16 protein-coding genes are annotated in these 21,647 nt (G+C 71.4%); 7 read left to right on the top strand and 9 right to left on the bottom strand.

The genetic code is table 11. From position 1 onward, the window contains the following. Positions 1-32: 32 nt before the first annotated feature. Positions 33-602 (bottom strand): HD domain-containing protein, encoded by a 570-nt coding sequence (locus GGD89_RS00080; RefSeq protein WP_184042057.1) that lies wholly within the window; start codon positions 600-602, stop codon positions 33-35. A 468-nt stretch (positions 603-1,070) separates the two neighbouring features. On the opposite strand from GGD89_RS00080, the gene GGD89_RS00075 reads away from it, so the two are divergent. After that, positions 1,071-1,517 (top strand): hypothetical protein, encoded by a 447-nt coding sequence (locus GGD89_RS00075; protein WP_184042056.1) that lies wholly within the window; start codon positions 1,071-1,073, stop codon positions 1,515-1,517. 25 nt (positions 1,518-1,542) lie between these two features. Here the strand turns inward: GGD89_RS00075 and epmA are convergent, their stop codons facing one another. Next, on the bottom strand, positions 1,543-2,625 hold the full coding sequence (epmA, locus tag GGD89_RS00070; RefSeq protein WP_184042055.1) for an EF-P lysine aminoacylase EpmA: 1,083 nt from the start codon (positions 2,623-2,625) through the stop codon (positions 1,543-1,545). 101 nt (positions 2,626-2,726) lie between these two features. Between epmA and efp the strand changes: the two genes are divergently transcribed. Genes efp through GGD89_RS20460 form a run of 3 tightly spaced genes read left to right on the top strand, consistent with a single transcriptional unit; the run spans position 2,727 to position 5,424 of the window. Then, positions 2,727-3,293, top strand: coding sequence for an elongation factor P (gene efp, locus GGD89_RS00065; protein WP_184042054.1), 567 nt, complete (start codon positions 2,727-2,729; stop codon positions 3,291-3,293). Next, the gene (locus GGD89_RS00060) at positions 3,293-4,096 is read left to right on the top strand and encodes an inositol monophosphatase family protein (protein ID WP_184042053.1); all 804 of its coding nucleotides are present in this window, start codon (positions 3,293-3,295) and stop codon (positions 4,094-4,096) included. Before efp ends, GGD89_RS00060 begins: the two co-directional genes overlap by 1 nt. Next, entirely contained in the window at positions 4,093-5,424 is a 1,332-nt protein-coding gene (locus GGD89_RS20460; protein ID WP_184042052.1) for a glycosyltransferase, read from the top strand. Before GGD89_RS00060 ends, GGD89_RS20460 begins: the two co-directional genes overlap by 4 nt. A 15-nt stretch (positions 5,425-5,439) precedes the next feature. On the opposite strand, the gene mutL is transcribed toward GGD89_RS20460, so the two are convergent. From mutL to GGD89_RS00030, 5 genes are all read right to left on the bottom strand, one after another. Then, entirely contained in the window at positions 5,440-7,401 is a 1,962-nt protein-coding gene (gene mutL, locus GGD89_RS00050; protein ID WP_184042051.1) for a DNA mismatch repair endonuclease MutL, read from the bottom strand. Next, complete coding sequence (gene pgi / locus GGD89_RS00045) at positions 7,398-9,086, bottom strand: glucose-6-phosphate isomerase (protein ID WP_184042050.1); 1,689 nt, start codon at positions 9,084-9,086, stop codon at positions 7,398-7,400. Before pgi ends, mutL begins: the two co-directional genes overlap by 4 nt. 169 nt (positions 9,087-9,255) lie before the next feature. Beyond that, positions 9,256-10,065, bottom strand: a complete 810-nt coding sequence (gene trpC, locus GGD89_RS00040; protein WP_184042049.1) for an indole-3-glycerol phosphate synthase TrpC — start codon at positions 10,063-10,065, stop codon at positions 9,256-9,258. Next, on the bottom strand, positions 10,062-11,111 hold the full coding sequence (gene trpD / locus GGD89_RS00035) for an anthranilate phosphoribosyltransferase (RefSeq protein WP_184042048.1): 1,050 nt from the start codon (positions 11,109-11,111) through the stop codon (positions 10,062-10,064). The genes trpC and trpD overlap by 4 nt, the downstream gene beginning before the upstream one ends. A 1-nt stretch (position 11,112) precedes the next feature. Beyond that, positions 11,113-11,730 (bottom strand): anthranilate synthase component II, encoded by a 618-nt coding sequence (locus GGD89_RS00030; RefSeq protein WP_184042047.1) that lies wholly within the window; start codon positions 11,728-11,730, stop codon positions 11,113-11,115. A gap of 258 nt (positions 11,731-11,988) precedes the next feature. Between GGD89_RS00030 and GGD89_RS00025 the strand changes: the two genes are divergently transcribed. From GGD89_RS00025 to GGD89_RS00015, 3 genes are read left to right on the top strand one after another with little or no spacing between them, the layout of a single operon-like run. Further along, on the top strand, positions 11,989-12,654 hold the full coding sequence (locus GGD89_RS00025; protein ID WP_184042046.1) for a PadR family transcriptional regulator: 666 nt from the start codon (positions 11,989-11,991) through the stop codon (positions 12,652-12,654). Beyond that, positions 12,651-13,958: an efflux RND transporter periplasmic adaptor subunit gene (locus tag GGD89_RS00020; RefSeq protein ID WP_184042045.1), complete on the top strand. Its 1,308-nt coding sequence runs from the start codon at positions 12,651-12,653 to the stop codon at positions 13,956-13,958. Before GGD89_RS00025 ends, GGD89_RS00020 begins: the two co-directional genes overlap by 4 nt. Continuing rightward, positions 13,955-17,317 carry an efflux RND transporter permease subunit gene (locus GGD89_RS00015; RefSeq protein WP_221238250.1) on the top strand — a complete coding sequence of 1,121 codons (3,363 nt, stop codon included), beginning with the start codon at positions 13,955-13,957 and terminating at the stop codon, positions 17,315-17,317. Before GGD89_RS00020 ends, GGD89_RS00015 begins: the two co-directional genes overlap by 4 nt. Positions 17,318-17,336: 19 nt before the next feature. Here the strand turns inward: GGD89_RS00015 and GGD89_RS00010 are convergent, their stop codons facing one another. Together GGD89_RS00010 and GGD89_RS00005 are read right to left on the bottom strand one after the other, a co-directional pair. After that, complete coding sequence (locus tag GGD89_RS00010; RefSeq protein ID WP_184042044.1) at positions 17,337-18,848, bottom strand: carboxypeptidase M32; 1,512 nt, start codon at positions 18,846-18,848, stop codon at positions 17,337-17,339. A gap of 227 nt (positions 18,849-19,075) precedes the next feature. Next, complete coding sequence (locus GGD89_RS00005; RefSeq protein ID WP_184042043.1) at positions 19,076-20,656, bottom strand: M23 family metallopeptidase; 1,581 nt, start codon at positions 20,654-20,656, stop codon at positions 19,076-19,078. Positions 20,657-21,647 lie beyond the last annotated feature (991 nt).

The following is a 21,647-nucleotide window of genomic DNA, read 5'->3' as shown; positions in this document are numbered from 1 at the left end:
AGGGCAGTGGACGTGGTGGGAACGGAAGGCGTTTAACCGTAGGCTGCGATCTTCTGCCTCAGGCGGGCCTCCAGGGCGGGGCAACCGCCGTCGAGCGCGACCAGGATCGCGTGGGCTTCGTCTCGGTAGCGGTCAATCTTGTCGCGCGACCAGAAGGCCGGCGGCGGTTGCAGGTTGGTGATCCGGTCGGCCAGCTTCACCATCCAGACGGCGCGGGGCTGTGCCCGGATCCGCGCCAGACTGTCCGCCATCTGCTGCTGCTTTCGCTCCGGGCTTGGCAACCCGCGCCCGATCGCCGGATCCTTGCTCAGCGCCCGAACGCCATCGGCGACCGGGACGCCGAACGCGGCGACCACGTCACCGTAGCCGATCGCCGTGTCCTCCAGGGTATCGTGCAGCAGCGCGCATTGAACCGCGAGATCGCCGTCCACGTCCGTTTCCGTGGCTAGGCCGGCGATGACTTCCATGGCCACCAGACTGAAATGCAGCAGGTACGGTAGGTCGGTTCCGGGAACGTGTTGCCGGAGGGTGCCGTTCCAGTGCGCCTCGGCGGCGAACCGATAGGCCCTGATGTAGTGTTCCTGAGACCATGGACTGGACATGCGCGCGCTCCGGAGTCGGTTCGACAGACTAGGTTCGATGATGCGTCAGTCTTCCAGAGTGGATCATCGCTGGCAAACGGCCGCCGGTCGTCAACCACCCCGCGTGGGTCGTCGCACGGCGAGATTGCTTTGTTTCGCGCCAGACATGATGGTATTTTACGCATCGCCATCGCAAGGACCGCAACCGCCTGATGACGGCGGCGGTGTCGCGCGCATGGACGACGGCGAAGCCCTATGGGCGTTCAAGAAGCCCTGCGGGCATTCAAAAAAAACGGGGGGCGTAACATGGCGATGGTCGCCGAGATATCGGGCGCGAAGCGAAAGAATGTGACGTTCGCGACGGATTATGGCGCGGTCGAGATCAGTCATTTCAAGTCCAACACGGCGCCATCGTCGTCAAAGACACTGATTTTCGTGTCTCACGGATTTCAGATCACCCCGGCTTCCATTGCGCAACAGAAGACGACCTTGCCCTGCTTCGCCTTCTTCGTACCCCTGGGCATCAGCCTACTCCGGACGCGCTGGGACGGGTGGCTTGCCGACCTGACCAAGACCTTCATCGGGTCACCGCTGGCCTATGCCACCACGGGCGTGCCGGACGTGATCGTCGGCGCCCATTACGCCGATCCCGAGGACAAGAAGTTCACGGCGGAACTCGCCGGCGCGATCACCCAGTGCGACGTCGCCGTCTTCGACGACATCACCTCCACCAACATGGGCACGGGGGACTACCTCAGCACCGCGTCGCTTCCGTTGCCGAAACTGCTTGAGAAGTGGCCGGGTCTCTATCAGACGTACTCCTCGTTCCTGATGCTCTGTTGCCGGGCCAAGTGGCCCCCGGTGATGAGTGGCGGTACGGCCAAGACCCCGTCGGGCCTGTATTCCTACAACGACGACTTCAAGGTTCTCGGTTAGGGCCTGTTGTCAGCAGGCCCTGGGCTCAGCCGCCGGCCACCGGCGCCCACAGCACGTCCTCGATGCGGCGGGCGCCGGCGCAGAGCATGACAAGCCGGTCGATGCCGAGCGCGATGCCGGCGCACTCGGGCAGGCCGTGGGCGAGGGCGTCGAGGAAGTCCTCGTCGATGGGATAGCGTTCGCCGTACAGGCGTTCTTTCAGGGCCAAGTCGGCCTCGAAGCGGGCACGCTGCTCGACGGGATCGATCAGTTCGCTGAAGGCGTTGGCCAGTTCCAGGCCGCAGACATAGACCTCGAAGCGCTCGGCCAGGCGGGGATCGGCCGCCTTGCGACGCGACAGGGCGGCCATGCACAGCGGATAGTCGTACAGGATGGTGGGCACGCCGAAGCCCAGGCGCGGCTCCACGTGTTCCAGGAAGATGCGGAAGAACACGTCGTCGAATCGGTCGGCCGCGCCGACCGTCAGGCCCAGTCGCCGGGCCTCGGCGGCCAGCGGGGCGGGATCGGGATCGCGCGCGGGTTCGGGCGGCAGGCAGGCCATCAGGTCCACGCCGGCATGCTCGGCCATGGCCTCGGCCACCGACACCAGCCGCCAGGGCAGCCGGGCATCGGCGGCGCCGCCGTTCCAGCGCAGGGGGTCGCCGCCGGCCGCGTCCTGGCAGGCGGCGACCAGGGCCTCGGTCTCGGTCATCAGGTCCGCGTAGTCGGTGCCGGCGCGATACCACTCCAGCATGGTGAACTCCGGGTGGTGGGCCGCCGAGCGCTCCCCGTCCCGGAACACCCGGGCCATCTGGAACACCGCCGGCAGCCCGGCGGCCAGCAGCTTCTTCATGGTGAACTCGGGCGAGGTGTGCAGGTACAGCGGTTGGGCCCGGCGTCCATCGGGCGGCGTCCAGGCGGTCCGGAAGGCCCTCAGGTGCGGCTCCAGCCCGGGCGAGACCTGGAGCGCCGGCGTCTCCACCTCCAGGATGCCGCGTTCGGCGAAAAAGCCGCGCACGGCGGCGATCACGCGGGCGCGCGTGGCCAGCAGGGGGCGGCGGTCGGCGAACACGCTGGGGTGCCACCAGGGTCGGGCGTGGGGTGGCGGCGTGGGACCGGGTCCGGACATGGGTTTTCCTGTTCTGTCAGGGGGTTGGCCGATCAGGCCCGGGCGGTTGCCAGCACTCGGGCAACCTGCTAGGGTCCGGCCGCATTCGAAGGGACCCCGTCATGAAAATCAATGCCAACACCATCCGGCCCGGGATGGTCCTGGATCACCAGGGCCGCACCTGGTCGGTGCTCAAGATCCAGCTCATCAATCCGGGCAAGGGCGGCGCCTTCATCCAGGTGGAAATGCGCGACATCACCAGCGGCAACAAGACCAACGAGCGCTGGCGCACCGCCGACACCGTGGAACGCCTGGACGTGCGCGAGCGGGACTGCCAGTTCCTGTTCAAGGACGAGACCGGCTGCCACTTCATGGACGACGAGACCTTCGACCAGTTCCAGTTGCCCGAGGAGGCCATGGGCGATCAGGCCCCCTTCCTGCAGGACGGCATGAAGGCGCAGGTGAGCTTCATCGAGGGTACGCCGGTCAGCGTCAAGCTGCCCCAGACGGTGGTGCTGGAGGTGGTGGAGGCCGACCCGGTGGTGAAGGGGCAGACGGCCGCCGCCTCCTACAAGCCCGGCCTGCTGGAGAACGGCGTGCGCATCATGATCCCGCCCTTCGTCGAGGCCGGCACCCGCGTGGTGGTCAACACCGAGGACAGCACCTACGTCGAGCGGGCCAAGGACTGATGGCTCTGCGCTCCGCCAACATCAACGTGATGGTCGCCGCCGCCAACAAGGCGGCCCGTGGCCTTGTGCGCGACTTCGGCGAGGTCGAGCAGCTTCAGGTGTCCGTCAAGGGGCCCAGCGACTTCGTCTCCACCGCCGACATGCGCGCCGAGAAGATCATCAAGGCCGAATTGAGGAAGGCGCGGCCGGACTGGGGCTTCATGATGGAGGAAAGCGGCGTCGACGAGGGCCGGGACCCGCGTCACCGCTGGATCGTCGATCCGCTGGACGGCACCACCAACTTCCTGCACGGCATTCCCCACTTCGCCACCTCCATCGCCCTGGAGAAGGAGGGCGAGATCATCGCCGGCGTGGTGCTGAATCCCATCACCGACGAACTGTACTGGGCCGAGAAGGGCCAGGGCGCGTTCATGAACGACCGCCGCCTGCGGGTGTCGTCGCGCCGCGCGGTCGAGCACTCGCTGTTCGCCACCGGCATCCCCTTCCGGGGGCGCCCCCGGCACGGACCGTTCCTGCGTGAACTGGGCCGGGTGATGGCGGTGTCCGCCGGCATCCGGCGCAACGGCGCGGCATCGCTGGACCTGGCCTTCACCGCCGCCGGGCGGTTCGAGGGCTACTGGGAAAGCGGGCTGCACCCCTGGGACGTGGCCGCCGGGGTCATTCTGGTGCGCGAGGCCGGCGGCTTCGTCACCGCCCTGGACGGCGGTCCGGACGCGGTGCACAGCGGGACCATCCTGGCCGCCAACCAGCATATGCACACCGCCCTGCGCGCGGTTCTCGACGATGGGGTCGACGCCGCGTGAGCCCAGGCGACCCCACCACCGGCGCGCCCGGGGTCCCGGGGGGCTGGGCCGTGGACGAGGCGCCATTGCGCGTGGCGGTGCTGGTCACGCTGGTCCTGCATGACGCGGCCGGCGGACACGTCAAGGTCTGGGAACGCTTCGCCGACGTGGCGGGCGACAGCCCCGACATCGACCTGACCGTCTTCTTCCTGGGCGACACCGCGCGCGTCATCCCCTGTGGCGACCGCGCGCGCCTGCACCTGCTGCCGCCGCGCCGGGGCACCAACCGCTTCCGCTTCATGGACAGCGGCGCCGGCCACACCGACCTGGCCGGCTTTCACCCCGGCCTGGCGGCGCTGCTGCCGGGGTTCGATCTGCTGGTCAGCACCGATCACTTCGCCTTCGGCCGCACCGCCGAGGCCGTGGCCCGGGCCCATGGCCTCCCGCTCGCGCACTCCATGCACACCGACGTGGAGGCGCTGACCCGCACCTACGCCCCCGCCATCGTGCGGCGCCTCCTGGGCGCCCGTCTGGGGGGCTGGATGGCCGAGACCCTTCGTCTGGGCGAGCGCCTGGGGCGCGTCGAGCGCAGGCGGTTGTATCGGCACCTGAGCCGGTGCGGGCATGTCTTCGTCTCGCATCCCGACGACGGCGACGCGGTCACGGCGGCCTTTCCCGCCATGCCGGTCAGCATGGTGCGCCGGGGCGTGGACACCGACCTGTTCCACCCGGGCAAGCGGGATCCCGACTGGCTGCGCACGCGCCTCGGCCTGCCCGAGGGGCGCCGGGTGGCGGTGTTCGCCGGGCGCGCCGACGGCAGCAAGCGCGTGCTGGTGGCGGCGGAGGCCACGCGCCTGCTGCTGGATCGGGGACATGATCTGGCCCTGGTGGTGGCCGGGGCGGGCGGCGACCTCCCGCGCGCCCAGGCGCTGTGCGGGGACCGGCTGATCGCGCCCGGGGTCCTGTCCCAGGCGGATCTGGCGCGACTGTTCGCCTCGGCGGACCTGCTGGTGTTCCCCAGCGAGTCGGAGATCGTGGGCAACGTGGTGTTGGAGGCGCTGGCCTGCGGCCTGCCGGCGGTGCTGTCGGGGCGCAAGGGCGGCACGGCCCGGCTGATTCATCGCCCGGGGGCGGCGGGCGTGGCCGTCCACGAGGGAACGGCGGACGCCTGGGCGGCGGCCATGGCCGGGATGCTTGGCGGTGACCGGGCGGCCCAGGGCACCGCCGCCCGCGCCGGTGTCGAGGCCGCCACCCCCACCTGGCCGACGGTGTTCCACGAGGATCTGGCGGAGCCCTGGCGTGCCCTGGTGGCGGCCGACCGCGCCCGGCGGGGGGCGGCCACGGGGTGACCCGCCGCGAGCCCGCTACCGCCGCCCGAACAGCTTCTCGATGTCCGACAGCCGCAGATCCACGTAGGTCGGGCGGCCGTGGTTGCACTGGCCGCTGTGGGGGGTGTCCTCCATCTGGCGCAAGAGGGCGTTCATCTCCGCCTCGTTGAGGCGCCGGCCGGCGCGCACCGACCCGTGGCAGGCCAGGGTGCCGCAGACGTCCGCCAGACGGTCCCTGAGCGCCAGGGTCTGGCCCCATTCGGCCAGGTCGTCGGCCAGGTCGCGCACCAGCGCCACCACGTCGCAGCGGCCCAGCAGGGCGGGGGTCTCGCGCACCACCACGGCGCCGGGGCCGAAGCTCTCCAGCGTCAGGCCCAGGTCGGCCAGTTCCCCGGCGCGGGCCACCAGGCGGGCGGCGGCGGCCTCGTCCAGCTCCACCACCTCGGGCAGCAACAGCCCCTGGCGGGCGATGCCGCCCTCGGCCAGGGCCTGTTTCATGCGCTCGTAGACCAGCCGCTCGTGGGCCGCGTGCTGGTCGACGATGACCAGGCCGTCGGTGGTCTCGGCGACGATGTAGGTGGTGTGCACCTGGGCCCGCGCCCGGCCCAGCGGGCGATCGCGATCGTCCTCCTCGGGAACGGCGGGCGCGCCGGCGTCCCCAAGGGGGTTGGCTGGCGGCGGAGGGGGCGGAATGCCCTCGGCGAAGCCGCCCTCCGGCGTGACCTCGGGCGCCTGGAAGGTCCGCGCGGCGTCGAGGGCGCGCGCGGGCGGCGGGGCCAGCCCGCGCCATCCGGCGCCGCCCAATCCTCCACCGCCCAATCCTCCGCGTCCGCCGCCGCGCCCCAGCGGCAGGCGCGGCCCCGGCGCGGTCTCCTCCCCCTCCGGCCGGGCGCGGCCCAGCAGACCGGCGGCGACGGTGGTGCTGGCCCGATGCCCGGCGTCGGCCAGGGCATGGCGGATGCCGGAGACGATCAGCCCCCGCACCAGCGCGGCGTCGCGGAAGCGGACCTCGGTCTTGGCCGGGTGCACGTTCACGTCCACGGCGGCCGGGTCGATCTCCAGGTACAGCGCCACCACCGGGTGCCGGTCGCGGGCCAGGAAATCCTGATAGGCGCCGCGCACCGCCCCATGCAACAGCCGGTCCCGCACCGGCCGGCCGTTGACGAACAGGTACTGCTCGCTGCTGGTGCCGCGATGAAACGTCGGCAGGCCGGCGAACCCGGCGAGGCGCGCGCCCTCGCGGGCCAGGTCCAGGGGCACGCCGTTCTCGGCGAAGGCGCGGCCGAGCACCGCCCCCAGGCGCTCCCGCCGGGCCGCCGCCGGGTCGGCCAGCAGGTCCGGGGACAGGGCCGGCGCCCGCAGCAGCACCCGGTCCCCGTCGGCCACGGTAAAGGCCACCTCCGGATGGGCCATGGCCAGCCGCTTCACGGCATCCACGGTGTGCGTCTGCTCGGTGCGCGCGGCCTTGAGGAACTTCAGCCGCGCCGGGGTGGCGAAGAACAGGTCGCCGACCTCCACCCGGGTGCCCGGGGGATGGGCGGCGGGCTCCACCGCCCCCACGAGACCGGCGGCCACGGTCAGCCGCCAGGCGGAGTCCGCGTCCGGCGGCCGGCTGGTCAGGGTCAGCCGCGCCACCGAGCCGATGGAGGGCAGCGCCTCGCCCCGGAAGCCCAGGGTGTGGATGGTGGTCAGGTCGGAGTCGGCCGCGAGCTTGCTGGTGCAATGCCGGCGCACCGCCAGCGGCAGGGCCTCGGGCGCCATGCCGACGCCGTCGTCCACCACCACGATCCGTGCCCGGCCGCCGTCGCCCAAGGTCACGTCCACCCGGGACGCGCCGGCGTCCAGGCTGTTCTCCACCAGTTCCTTGACGGCGCTGGCCGGCCGCTCCACCACCTCGCCGGCGGCGATGCGGTTGACCAGGGTCGGCGGCAGTTCCCGAATACCGTCCGCCGAAACCGGGGTCGCCGGGCGCTCCGTCCGCGCCGTCGATCCGCTCATGCGCGTGCCGTCTCGCTGCGCAGGGTCTTCCAGGCGTTGATGAGCCCGTTGGTGGAGGCATCGTGGCCGCTGACGGGGGCCTCGCCGGCCAGTTCCGGCAGGATGGCCTTGGCCAGCTGCTTGCCCAGCTCCACGCCCCACTGGTCGAAGCTGTTGACGCCCCAGACCGCGCCCTGGACGAACACCTTGTGCTCGTACAGCGCCACCAGCATCCCCAGGGTGCGCGGATCGATGGTCTTGACCAGAACCGTGTTGCTCGGCCGGTCGCCGGGGAACACCTTGTGCGGCAACAGGGCGGCGACGGCCTCGGCGTCCAGGCCCTGGACCTCCAGTTCGGCGCGGGCCTCCGCCTCGGTCTTGCCGCGCATCAGCGCCTCGGCCTGGGCGAAGACGTTGGACATTAGGATGGGATGGTGGTCGCCCAGCGGATTGTGGCTGAGCGCCGGGGCGATGAAGTCGCAGGGAACCAACCGCGTGCCCTGGTGGATGAGCTGATAGAAGCTGTGCTGGCCGTTGGTGCCGGGCTCGCCGAAGATGACCGGGCCGGTGTCCCAGGCGACCGGCGCGCCGTCCAGCGTCACCCGCTTGCCGTTGCTTTCCATGTCCACCTGCTGGAAATGGGCGGCGAAGCGGTGCAGGTACTGGTCGTAGGGCAGCAGGGCCTGGGCGCCCGCGCCGTGGAAGTTGATGTACCACAGGCCCAGCAGGCCCAGGACCACCGGCAGGTTCTCCGCCAGGGGGGCGGTGCGGAAGTGCTCGTCCATGGCATGGGCGCCGTCGAGCAGGCCCACGAAATTGTCGAAGCCGATGGTGATGGCCACCGGCAGGCCGATGGCCGACCAGACCGAGTAGCGGCCGCCCACCCAGTCCCAGAAGGCGAACATGTTCGCGGTGTCGATGCCGAAGTCGGCGACGGCGGCGGCGTTGGTGGACAGGGCGGCGAAATGCTTGGGCACCGCGTCCTCGCCCAGGGCCGCCGTCAGCCAGGCGCGGGCCGTCTTGGCGTTGGTGAGGGTCTCCTGGGTGGTGAAGGTCTTGGAGGCCACCAGGATCAGCGTTGTCTCCGGGTTCAGGCCGTGCAGGGTCTCGGCGATGTGGGTGCCGTCCACGTTGGAGACGAAATGCGGCCGGATGCGCGGATGCCAGTAGGGTTTCAGCGCCTCGGCGACCATCACCGGGCCCAGGTCGGAGCCGCCGATGCCGATGTTGACCACGTCGGTGACCGGCTGGCCGGTGACGCCGGTCCAGGTGCCGTCGCGCACCGCCTCGGAGAAGCGGCGCATCTGGTCGAGCACCGCGTTGACCTGCGGCATGACGTCCTCGCCGTCCACGTGGATCGGCCGGTTGGCGCGGTTGCGCAGCGCCACGTGCAGCACCGCCCGGCCTTCCGTGGTGTTGATCGCCTGGCCGCCGAACAGGGCGTCGCGCTTGTCCTCGACGCCGCTCTCGCGGGCCAGGTCCATGAGCAGGGCCATGGTCTCGGCGGTGACGCGGTTCTTGGAGTAGTCCAGCAGCAGGTCGCCGAGGCGCAGGGAGAAGCGTTCGAATCGCTCCGGGTCGGCCTCGAACAGGGCGCGCATGGGGGCGACGGTGCCGCTGTCGCGGTGGGCGGCCAGGGCGCGCCAGGCCGGGCGGTCGGGAAGCGGGGCGGGGGAAGCGGACGCGGAGCCGGGCGCGCGGGGCATGGAGACCTCCTGTGGGGTCGCGAACATGGGGGAGCCGGGTGGGCGCGCCCGCGAGGGACGGCGCGCGCGGGCACCGGACGGAGCGGGAGTCTATCGCTGTTGACCGCCCGAGGGAACCGGCCGTCCGCCGCCGCCCCCGGCTCGACCGGGGGGCGGGCCATGGGCCGGTCTACCGGTCCGGGGTGAGCAGGGTCGCCACCGCCGCCGTCACGTCCGGCTGGCGCATGAAGGACTCGCCGATCAGGAAGCGGTGCGCGCCGACGGCGGCCATGCGCTCCAGGTCGGCGCGGGTCCTCAGGCCGCTCTCGCACACCAGGTGACGGCCGGCCGGCAGTCGCGGCGCCAGCCGTTCGGTGGACGCCAGGTCGGTGACCAGGGTCTTGAGGTTGCGGTTGTTGACGCCGATCAGCGGGCAGGGCAGGCGCAACGCCCGCTCCATCTCGGCGGCGTCGTGGACCTCCACCAGGGCGTCCATGCCCCAGGCGGTGGCGGCGGCGGCCAGTTCGGCGGCCAGGGTGTCGTCGACGGCGGCCATGATGATCAGGATGGCGTCGGCGCCCATGGCCCGGGCCTCGGCGACCATGGCCGGGTCCACCATGAAGTCCTTGCGCAGCACCGGCAGCGAACAGGCGGCGCGCGCGGCGATCAGATCGGCGGGGTCCCCCTGGAAGTAGGGGCCGTCGGTGAGCACCGACAGGCAGGCGGCGCCGCCCGCCTCATAGGCGCGGGCCAGGGCCGGGGGGTCGAAGTCCGGGCGGATCAGCCCGGCCGAGGGCGATGCCTTCTTGATCTCGCAGATCAGGGCGAAACCGCCCCCCCCGGATCCAGCCTCCACCTTGGCCGCCAGGGCGGCGGCGAAGGGGCGCACGGGGGGGGCGGCGCGGGCCTCGTCCTCCAGCGCCGACAGCGGGCGATCGGCCAGCCGGCGGGCCAGGTCCGCGCGGGTGGTGGCGCAGATGCGCTCCAGGACGTCGCTCACGCCGTGGCGCTCCCCTCGGGCGGGCGGTGGGTCACGGCCACCAGCCGGGCCAGGGTGGCCCGGGCGGCGCCCGAATCGATGGCGTCGGCGGCCTGGGCCGCGCCGGCCTTCAGATCGGCGGCCGTGCCGGCGACCACCAGGGCGGCGGCGGCGTTGAAGACGACGATGTCGCGGTACGGTCCCTTGGCGCCGTCCAGCAGGGCGCGGATGGCGTCGGCGTTCTGCTCGGGGGTGCCGCCCTTGAGGTCCTGTGGCCGGGCGCGTAGCAGGCCGGCGTCCTCGGGGGTGATGGTGAAGGAGGTCACCGTTCCGTTCTCCCAGGCTGCCACGTGGGTTTCGGTGGTGGTGGTGATCTCGTCCAGGCCGTCGGCGCCGTGCACCACCCAGGCACGCTCCGCCCCCAGGCGGCCCAGCACCTCGGCCAGCGGCTCCACCCAGGCGCGGGCGAACACGCCCATCACCTCCCGCTTGGCCCCGGCCGGGTTGGACAGCGGCCCCAGCAGGTTGAAGATGGTGCGCACGCCCATCTCGCCGCGCACCGGGGCCACGTGCTTCATGGCGCCGTGGTGGCGCTGGGCGAACAGGAAGCCGATGCCGGCCTCGCGCATGGCGGTCTCGACCAGCGGCAGGGGCGCGTCCAGGTTCACACCCAGGGCGGCGAGCACGTCGGCCGAGCCGCTCCTGGACGAGGCGGCGCGGTTGCCATGCTTGGCGACCGGCACGCCGCAGGCGGCGGTGACCAGGGCGGCGCCGGTGGAAATGTTGTAGGTGCCCGAGGCGTCGCCCCCGGTGCCGACGATGTCCATGGCGCCGTCGGGCGCGTCGACCCTGGTGGCCTTGGCCCGCATGGCGCGGGCGGCGCCGGTGATCTCCGCCACCGTCTCGCCGCGCACGCGCAGGCCCATCAGCAGGGCGCCCATCTGCGCGGGCGTGGCCTCGCCGGCCATCAGGGTGTCGAAGACCAGGGTGGCCTGGTCCTCGTCCAGGGCATGGCCGTCGGCGATCCGGGCCAGCAGGGCGCGGAAGGCGGGTTGGGAGGCGGTCATGTCAGGCGGCCTTCTCGTCAGCGGGGTCGCGCGGGGTGACGGTGGGCACGCCGGCCAGATCCAGGAAGGACCGGAGCAGCCGGTGGCCGTGGTCGGAGGCGATGCTTTCCGGGTGGAACTGCACGCCGTGCAGCGGCAGCGACCGGTGGCCCAGGCCCATGATCAGGCCGTCGGCGGATTCGGCGGTGACCTCCAGACCGTCGGGCAGGCTGTCCCGCTCCACCACCAGGGAATGGTAGCGGGTGGCCACGAAGGGGCTGGGCAGGCCGGCGAACAGGCCCTGGCCGTCGTGATGGATGGCGTCGGTCTTGCCGTGCATGGGGGTCGGCGCGCGCACGACGCGGCCACCCAGGGCCTGGCCGATGGACTGGTGGCCCAGGCAGACGCCCAGCAGCGGCAGACCCTCGGCGGCGGCGGCGGTCACCAGGTCGAGGCAGATGCCCGCGCGGTCCGGGTCGCAGGGGCCTGGCGAGAGGACGACGGCGGCGGGCTTCAGGGCCAGGGCCTCGGCGACCGACAGCGCGTCGTTGCGATGCACCGCCACCTCGGTCCCCAGTTCGCCCAGATAGTGCCAGAGGTTGTAGGTAAAGCTGTCGTAGTTGTCGATGAGCAGAAGCATGGCGTGACGGTCCCCGGCGCCGGGTGCCGGGCCACCAGGCCCGGTGTCGGAACGGGCGGCAGGATCGCAAGGGGCGCCGGGCGGGTCAAGCCCGAGGGGTGTCGGTTGTATGTCTCGATTCGATGTATTGGCTTGATACATTCGCCGATCCGCGATATAGGAACCGCGACACAGGAACCGGACAGGGGACACGGGGTCCCGGTGTCCCCACTTCACCGGCCCGCTCCCCATGGATTGCGCGCGCTCAAGGACCTGACCATGCCCCTGGATGCCAAGACCCTCTGCCTGGGTGCCCTGGAGGCCGGCTTCGACACCGGATACGACATCCGCAAGGCGTTCGAGGACGGCCCGTTCCAGCATTTCCAGAGCTTGAGCTATGGCTCCATCTATCCGGCCTTGAACGCCCTGCTGGTCGAGGGGCTGGCCACCTGCGATGTCCGTAATGGTGACGGACGTCGCGACAAAAAAATCTATGCGATCACCGACTCCGGGCGGGCGGCCCTGAAAGCCGCCTTGATGGAGCCGCTGGCCGCGGATCAGTTGCGCTCGGACACCATGTTCGCGATGGCCTTCGTCCATCTGATGACGCGGGACCAGGTGAAACGGATCCTGGACGAATACGCGCGGGCCAACCGGCGCCTGGGCGAGGAGTTGGGGCGCCTGCTTCGGGACCGGATGTGCGAGCATCCCGGGCATCAGTTCCTGCTGCGCCTGGGCGAGGACGGCTCCGAGATGTGGGCGCGCTGCATCGAGGCGCTGCGCGACGATCTGGTGGCCGCGCTGGACGACACCCGCGAGGCGCCCGAGGCGGCGCCCACCGGCGGGGCGGCGGCGATGACCGCCCGGGATGCCCCGGAGACCCGGGAACCCGGGTCGGGGTCCCGCCCCGGCCCCGACCCACACCATCCAAGAGATCCACGATGAAATCTTCGTACGTGATAGCCGCCCTGATCACCCTGGTCGCGGTGGGTTGGGTGGCCTCCGGCATGATCAGCCTGGACGGCCACCCCATGGCCGCCGAGCAGGACCTGGAGCCGCCGGCCGCCGTGGCCGCCGACGAGGCCGGTCCCTTGGTGCGGGTGCGGGTGCGTCACCAGCGCGCCGAGGATCGCTTGGACGCCCTGGTGGTGCTGGGCGAGACACGGGCCTCGCGGCAGGTCGAGGTGCGCGCCGAGACCGCGGGCCGCGTCGAGGCCGTGCCGGTGGCCGAGGGCGCCCGGGTCACCACCGGCGACACCCTGGCGCGGCTGGCCATGGACGACCGCCTGGAGCAACTCAGCCGCGCCGAGGCCGCGGTGGCCCGCTGGGAGGACCGCGAGCGCGGCGACCAGAGCCTGGTCAGCCGCAACGTGGCCAGCCGGCGGACCCTGATGGAAACCCGGGAGGCGCTGGAGGCCGCCCGCGCCGAGCTGGCGGCGGTGCGGCTGGACATCGAGCGCGTCGACCTCAAGGCGCCCTTCGATGGCGTGCTGGAAGCCCGCCTGGCCGAGGTCGGCGACTCCCTGTCGTCGGGCGACCCGGTGGCCCGGGTGGTGGACCTGGATCCGCTGACGGTGGTGGCCAAGGTCTCCGAGGCCGACATCGACCGCGTCAGCCTGGGCCAGGCGGGCACCGCCACCCTGGTGACCGGCGAGGCCGTCGAGGGGCGCGTCGCCTACATCGCCCGCGTGGCCGACGGCGTGACACGCACCTTCGCCGTAGAACTGGACGTCCCCAACCCCGACGGCGCCATCCCCCAGGGCATGACCGCCGAACTGCGCCTGCCGCTGTCGACGTCCAGGGCGCACCGCATCTCACCGGCGGTGTTGTCCCTGAACGACCAGGGGGCCATCGGCGTCAAGGTGGTGGATGCCGAGTCCCGGGTGGCGTTCCATCCCGTGGTCCTGGCCGGCGACGATGCCGGCGGCTTATGGGTCGAGGGACTGCCAGACCCGGTCACCCTGATCGTGGTGGGCCAGGAGTTCGTGCGCGTGGGCCAGCGCGTGGAGACGGTCGCGGTGGAGACCATCGCGGCCAATGCCCGCGCGCTCGCCGAGGTCGACCGGGCCGCGCTGGAGGCCGGGCGGGCACCCACCGACACCATCGACACCCTCGACACCCTCGGCGAGGGCGACGGTCCGACGGTCGGCGTCTCCGGGGCCGAGACACCTGTCCCCCCCGGTGCCGGCGACCCGGCCGCCGGGGATGAGGGCGACGACCAGACCGGGTCCCCGGGGAGCCATCCATGAACGCCCTGATCAATGCCGCGCTCGGGCGCTCCCGAACGGTTCTGGCGACGCTGCTGCTGGTGCTCATCGCCGGCACAATCGCCTTCATCGAGATCCCCAAGGAAAGCTCGCCGGACATCCCCATCCCCATCCTCATCGTCATCATGACGCATCGCGGCATCTCGCCCGAGGATGCCGAGCGCCTGCTGGTCCGCCCCATGGAGCAGGAGCTGAAGGGCATCGAGGGCGTCAAGGAGATGCGCTCCACCGCCTACGAGGGCGGCGCCCACCTGGTGCTGGAGTTCGAGGCCGGCTTCGACAACGAGAAGGCCAAGCGCGACGTCCAGGAACAGGTGGACGTGGCCAAGGTGGACCTGCCCGAGGAAACCGACGAGCCGGTCGTCAACGAGATCAACATCAGCCTGTTTCCCATCGTCGTCGTCACCCTGGGGGGCGACATCCAGGAACGGGCGCTGTTGCGCATCGCCGATGACCTGGCCGACGAGATCGAGAAGATCCCCGCCGTTCTGGAGGTGGACATCGGCGGCGACCGCGAGGAGCAGGCCGAGATCATCGTCGATCCCGTGCGCCTGCAAAGCTATGGCCTGGCCAACGCGGACGTCGCCGAGGTGATCGCCCGCTTCAACCGTCTGGTGGCCGCCGGGACGCTCGACACCGGCGCGGGCCGCTTCGCGATCAAGGTGCCCGGCCTCTACGAGGACGTGGCCGATATCCTCGACCAGCCGGTGAAGTTCAACGGCGATTCCGTGGTGCGCCTGCGCGACTTCGCCACCGTGCGCGCCACCTACAAGGACCCGGAGGGGTTCGCCCGCGTCAACGGCCAGCCGGCGGTGACCCTGGAGGTCAAGAAGCGGGTCGGCGAGAACATCATCGATACCGTCGAGGCGGTGCGCGCGCTGGTCGCCCGCGAACGCGTCTACTGGCCCGAGGGCATGGAGGTCAACTTCATCCAGGACCAGTCCGAAGACATCACCACCATGCTCTTCGAGCTTCAGAACAACGTCATCGCGGCGGTGCTGCTGGTGATGGTGGTGGTGGTGGCGGCGCTGGGCCTGCGCTCCGGCCTGCTGGTCGGGGTGGCCATCCCGGGGTCGTTCCTGATGGCCATTCTGTTGCTGGCGGCCATGGGCCTGACGGTCAACATGATGGTGCTGTTCGGGCTCATCCTGGCGGTGGGCATGCTGGTGGACGGCGCCATCGTGGTGACGGAGTACGCCGACCGCAAGATGCTGGAGGGCCTGCCGCGACGCGAGGCCTACGGCATGGCCGCCAAGCGCATGGCCTGGCCGGTGATCGCCTCGACCGCCACCACGCTCGCCGCCTTCATGCCGCTGCTGTTCTGGACCGGCGTGGTGGGCGAGTTCATGAAGTACCTGCCCATCACCCTGGTGGCCACGCTGTCGGCGTCGCTGCTGATGGCCTTGATCTTCGTGCCCACCCTGGGCGCCCAGGTTGGCAAGGCGGGCATCGCCGATCCGAACACCATGAAGGCGCTGTCGGCCAGCGAGCACGGCTCGCTTACGGCGCTGCGGGGTCTGACGGGCACCTATGCCCGGACGCTGTCGGTGGCCCTGCGCCGGCCGACGGTGGTGCTGGTGCTGGCGGTGGCCGGCCTGGTGGGAAGCTGGGCGGCCTATGCGGCCTTCGGCCGGGGCGTGGAGTTCTTTCCCGAGGTGGAGCCCAAGCAGGCCCAGGTGCTGGTGCACGCGCGCGGCAACCTGTCGATCCACGAGAAGGACGACCTGGTGCGCGAGGTGGAGAACCGCATCCTCGCCCTGCCGGACTTCGAGGCCGTCTACGCCCGCACCTTCGCCCGCGCGCCCACCGACGCCGCCGAGGACACCATCGGCATCATCGGCCTGACCTACAAGGACTGGCAGGTGCGCCGGCCCTCCGACGATGTCCTGGACCTGATTCGCGCCCGCACCAGCGACCTCGCCGGGGTGCGCGTGGAACCCGATGTGCCCGACGAGGGACCGCCGGTGGGTAAGCCCATCCAGGTCGAATTGAGCGCCCGCGACGCGTCGGTGCTGCCCCAGGCCGTGGAGGTGGTGCTGGGGGCGCTGGACGAGATCGGCGGCTTCGTGGATGTCGAGGACAGCCGCCCCATTCCGGGCATCCAGTGGGAGCTGGACGTGAACATGGGCCAGGCCGCCAAGCTGGGCGGCGACGTGGCCAGCGTGGGCAGCATCGTGCAATTGGTGACCGACGGCCTCAAGGTGTCGTCGTTCCGGCCGGACTCCGCCACCGACGAGGTCGACATCGTCGTGCGCTATCCCCAGGACCGGCGCTCCATGAGCCAACTGGACCAGTTGCGCCTGAACACCCCCGAGGGGCTGGTGCCGCTGTCCGCCTTCGTCGAGCGCGAGGCCGCCCCGAAGATCAGCCAGATCCAGCGCGTGGACGGCAACCGTGTGCTGGCCGTCAAGGCGGACGTGGCCCCCGGCCTGCTGCCCGCCGACAAGATGCAGGAAATCCGCGCCTGGATGGCGGCGAACCAGGAGCGTTTCCCGCCCGGACTGGACATCGCCTTCAAGGGCGAGGACGAGGAACAGAAGGAATCCCAGGCGTTCCTGGGCAAGGCCTTCGCCGTCGCCCTGTTCATGATGGCGGTGATCCTGGTCACCCAGTTCAACAGCTTCTATTCCGCCTTCCTGATCCTGACGGCGGTGGTCATGTCCACGGTGGGCGTGATGCTGGGGTTGCTGGTCACCGATCAGCCCTTCGGGGTCATCATGACCGGGGTGGGGGTGATCTCGCTGGCCGGCATCGTGGTGAACAACAACATCGTGCTCATCGACACGTATGACCGCCTCAAGCACGAGTTCCCCGACCCGCGCGAAGCCATCCTGCGCACCGGGGTGCAGCGCCTGCGGCCGGTGATGCTGACCAGCATCACCACCATGCTGGGCTTGCTGCCGATGATGCTGATGCTCAACATCGACTTCATCAACCGCACCGTCACCTACGGGGCGCCGTCCATGCAGTGGTGGACCCAGTTGGCCAGCGCCGTGGTGGTCGGCCTGCTGTTCGCCACCGTGCTGACCCTGGTGGTCACGCCCAGCGCCTTGATGTGGCGCGCCAACCTCAGCGCCTGGCGGCGCCGGCGCAAGCAGCGGCGGGCCGCGCGCCGGGCGGCCGACGAGGGACGCCCCGGCGAGGGGCCCGACGGGACCCCGGATGGCGGCACCGAGCCTGGCGACGGCGTGGTCGGTCCGCCCGATGTGGGCGATGGATGGGAAGACGCGCGCGACGCGGACGGCGCGTCCCCCGCCGGAGACCGCCCCCGCCCGGCCGCCGCCGAGCGGACACCCTTGCCGCCGCCGGCGGGACCGGGGTTGCGCCCGGGGATGGCTTAGGCGGGAATGGCGCGGGCGCCTATCCCGTCCGCGTCCCGTAGCGCGTGCGCAGATGCGCCAGGAACACCGCCGGCTCCAGCGGCCGGCCGGTGGCGGCCGTCAGCAGCTCCGGCCCGGTCAACAGGCTGCCCTTCTCATGGACGTTGGCGCGCAGCCACCCCATGAGGGGGGCGAAGTCGCCGCGCGCCAGGTCGTCGGGGATGGACGGACGCGCCGCCACGGCGGCCTGGAAAAGCTGCGCCGCCGTCATCGCCCCCAGGGTGTAGGTGGGGAAGTAGCCGAAGGCCCCGTCGTACCAGTGGATGTCCTGGAGGCAGCCGTCGCGGTCGGTGGGAACCGCCAGCCCCAGCAGGTCGCGCATGCCCGCGCGCCACGCCCCGGGCAGGTCGTCCACCGTCAGGTCGTCGGCGATCAGGGCGCGTTCCAGCCGGAAGCGCAGGATCACGTGCAGGGGGTAGGTGACCTCGTCGGCGTCGACCCGGATCAGCCCGGGCTCCACCCGGGTGTACAGGCGAAACAGGGTGTCGGCGTCCCAGCCGGCGGCCTCGCCGCGCCCGTCCCCCAGCATCTCGGCCATCAGCGGCGCCGCCCAGGTCAGGAAGGCCCGGGTGCGGCAGGCCTGCATCTCCACCAGCAGGCTCTGGCTTTCGTGGAGGCTCATGCCCAGGGCCCGGCCCACCGGCTGGTCGCGCCAGGCGGCGGGCAGGCCGCGTTCGTACATCGCGTGGCCGGTTTCGTGCAGCACCCCCATCACCGCGCCGGTGGCGTCGGTCTCGTCGTAGCGGGTGGTCAGGCGCACGTCGTCGGGTACGCCGCCGCAGAAGGGATGCAGGCTCCGGTCCAGGCGGCCATGCCGGAAGTCGAACCCCAGGGTCTCCATCAGGCGCCGCGCCAGCGCCTCCTGCCGGGCGGCCGGGAAGGGACCCGGGGGCGGGACGGGCGCCGGTCCCTGGGCGGCCAGGGCGTCGTCCAGGATCCCGGGCAGGGCCTCGGCCAGGTGGTCGAACAGCGGGGCGATGGCGGCGGCGCGGGCGTCGGGCTCGAACGCGTCCAGCAGGGCGTCGTAGGGGTCGCAGCCCAGCACCCCGGCGCGCGCCTGGCCGATGGCGCGGGTCAGGTCCAGCACCCGGGCCAGCGGGTCCCGCACGGCGGCGAAATCGTCATCGGCGCGGGCGCGCCGCCAGGTCATCTCGCAGGCCGCGCAGGCGCGGGCGTGGGCCTCCACCAGGTCGGCGGGGACGGCGGTGGCGTGGCGCCACCGCCGGCGCATGGCGCGCAGGTTGGCGGCCTCCCAGGGGTCGGCGGGCGGCGCGGCCTCCGCCGCCGCCAGCAGGTCCCCGACCTCGGGTGCCGTCAGCAGCTCATGGGTCACCGCCTTCAGGGTCGCCAACTGGGCCGCGCGGGCCTCGGCGCCTCCCTCGGGCATCACCGTCGACAGGTCCCAGTGCAGCATGCCCGTGGCGTCCTCCAGGTGGGTGAGGCGGGCGAACCGGGTCTTGAGGGCAAGCAGGGCGGACGGGGGGGCGGTCATCGGGGCGGCATCCTTCTCGGGCGGGGAGGCAAGGCAAGGGGTGCGCGCCGTGGCGGCGTGCCGGGTTCCGCACCGTCGGGGCGCGCGGGCCGGGCGTCAAGGGATGGTCCCGCCCGCTCCCCTGGTCCGCGCTAAAAAGACGCCCCGGGTCCAGGGGACACGGGGCGGTGCAAGGGCATGGAGGAAGAGGGCCCGGGCATGCGCCCGGGTCCGTTCCGCGCGGTGGTCTACGGGGCGGGCCGTGTGACCGGGGCGGCCGCGCTGGCGACCTCGGTGGCGTTCCGCAGGCTGGCGTACAGGCGGTCGGTCTCGGCCTTGTGGGCCATGAACCGGTCGAGTTCCGCGCCCGCCAGCTGGATGGCTGGCTGGAAGCGGACATCCAGCGGGTTCACCTTCTTGCCGCCCCGGATGATCTCGTAATGCAGATGCGGGCCGGTGGACCGGCCGGTGGAGCCGACCCGGCCGATGACGTCGCCCTGCTCGACCCGCTGGCCGTTCCGCACCAGGATGCGGCTGAGGTGGCCATAGGCGGTGGAGAACTCGCCGTTGTGGCGGATCTGGATGTAATTGCCGTAGCCGCCGTTGCGGCCGGCGCGCTTCACCACGCCGTCGCCGGCGGCATAGATGGGCGTGCCGGTGGGGGCGGCGAAGTCCACGCCGGTGTGCATCTTGGAGTAGCCCAGGATGGGATGGCGGCGCATGCCGAAGGAGGACGAGATGCGCGCGCCGTCGATGGGGGTGCGCATCAGGGGCTTGCGGACGCCCTGGCCGCTTTCGTTGAAGTAGTCGCGGGTGCCGTCCTCGGTCTCGTGGGCATAGGCCACGATCCGGTTGCCGCCGTTGGTCAGGGCGGTGAACAGCAGTTGCCCGTTGCGCACCGGCTTGCCGTCGGCGGTGGAGAAGCGCTCGTACATGATCTCGAAGGTGTCGTCCTTCTGGATGTCGCGCTGAAAGTCGATGTCGTAGGACAGCACGCGGATCATGTCGGCCAGCGCCGCCTCGGACACGCCCGCGTCCACGGCGGCCTGATACAGGCTGTAGGTGATGGGACCGCCGAAGCGCACCACGTCGCGCACCAGGGTTTCCTTCATCTCCTCGGCGGTGTAGCCGGCGTCGCAGTCGGGATCGGCGCGCACCACCACCTCGGTGTCCACGCTCGGCTGCAGGGCGAAGCCCTGGAACAGGGGATCGTCCTCGGCCGATGGCGGGGCGAAGCGCACCTGGACCACGTGGCCGGGGCGCAGGCCACGCGGATCATAGACCTCCTCCAGGACCTTGACGGCCCGGTGGGCCTCGACGCGGTCCACCCCGGCCTCGATCAGCAGGCCGATCAGGGTGTCGCCGGAGTCGACGCGGGCGGGCACGTCGATCGGGCCGCTGGCGGTCGGCGTGTCGGCCAGGGAGTCGTTGTCCAGGCCGGTGGGCGCCGTCGCCGGCGGGCCGGCCGGGACGATCATGTCGGCCAGCGCGCCGAAGGCGAAGCCGCGCGTGACGGCGGCGGGCGGCGTGTCCCACCCGTGCGCGCCGGTCAGGGCGACGGTCGCCTGCGGCGTGGCCTGGGGACCGCCCGGGATCAGCGTGATCGGCGCGGGTTTGCCGTCGAGCGCCGCGATCAGCGCCATGTCGGTCATCGGATCCGACGTCCCGGGCGCCTCTCCCAGCCGGGCGCCGGCCGGGGTGCCGGCAAGAAGAAAGCCCGCCATCACGGAGACGGCGAGCCTTGTGGACAGAACCCGCCCCGCGCGCGGCGCGATGGTCCGGGTGGTCTGGTGGGTCGGTGTCGTGGGATCCCCGACGGGATCAACCATCACACTCCTCATCCCCTTCTCTCCATACCCTTGTTGTTCTCTCGATGCAGGGAGCCTCCGTTCAGGGCGGCTCCGGCCGTCGAACCGCGTGCCTGGATCGCGGATCCGAACCAGGGTCCACACGGATCCCCGCCCGTCGTCGTGGCGACGGGCCCTTGGCTCGAGGTCATCGTGTCTCAACACGGGCTGATCCTCAGACTGCCGAAAACGACTCGGTTAGTCAACAGAACAGTCTGTAGAATCAGTGTCTTTGAGCGTGTTATTTGAGTCACGCTTTATGGTGTGCGACTAACCGCGTGTTGCCAATCCGCCACGAGTCAAGTGGGTATAGGAACCACCGCTCGATTCCTTGGAGGACCGGGGACCGAGTCTGGTCCGATCCACGCCTCCTTTGCCGCGTGCGCTCCGGATCGCGCCGTTTTCCTGTGGGCGGCGGCGGATGCCGCGTCCAAGTCCGTCAGGAAGGCTGCCGCAGGTTGTTTCAAATTGCGTCCACGGCGGCAAGGGTTTTTGCAGTCACGCGCGCGGCATCGCCCCTCCTGTTCCTGTTCCTGGTGCCGAGCGGTGGCGGGCGCGGGCGTGGATCAACCCCCCGTGGGCGGCGGGCGGCATCCGGGACCCGGCGCGCGAGGGGCGGGAGGACGGGCGTGAGGGGCGAGTCCGGATGGCGGCATCGTTCCTGCGTGTCGGCCGGGTCGACGAACCGGCATGGGCGTGCGCGGCCGACCCCGCGCCGGGGCCAGAGTCGGCCGCGCCACGCCGTCGCGCCCTTGGACTCCAGGGCGTCCCACCGGACCCCGGTGTTTCAGGCGTCCGGTCCGGTTCCGCCAATCGCCTGATTTCAGGGTGCTTTCCGCGCCCGCCCCGGCCACTGAAAACTTTTCGTCATTTTCCTGTTGACCGGTTGATGTTGTGTGCGTAGAAACCGGTCTCCCGACGCGGCGGGGCGGCCTTGAGGGGCGGCGCCGCGGGGTTGGGGGCCTAAAAAAAG

Source organism: Roseospira visakhapatnamensis, from assembly GCF_014197915.1.
Taxonomy (GTDB): Bacteria; Pseudomonadota; Alphaproteobacteria; order Rhodospirillales; family Rhodospirillaceae; genus Rhodospira; species Rhodospira visakhapatnamensis.
The sequence above is the reverse complement of the archived record's forward strand: the minus strand, read 5'-3'. Positions and strand labels throughout refer to the sequence as shown.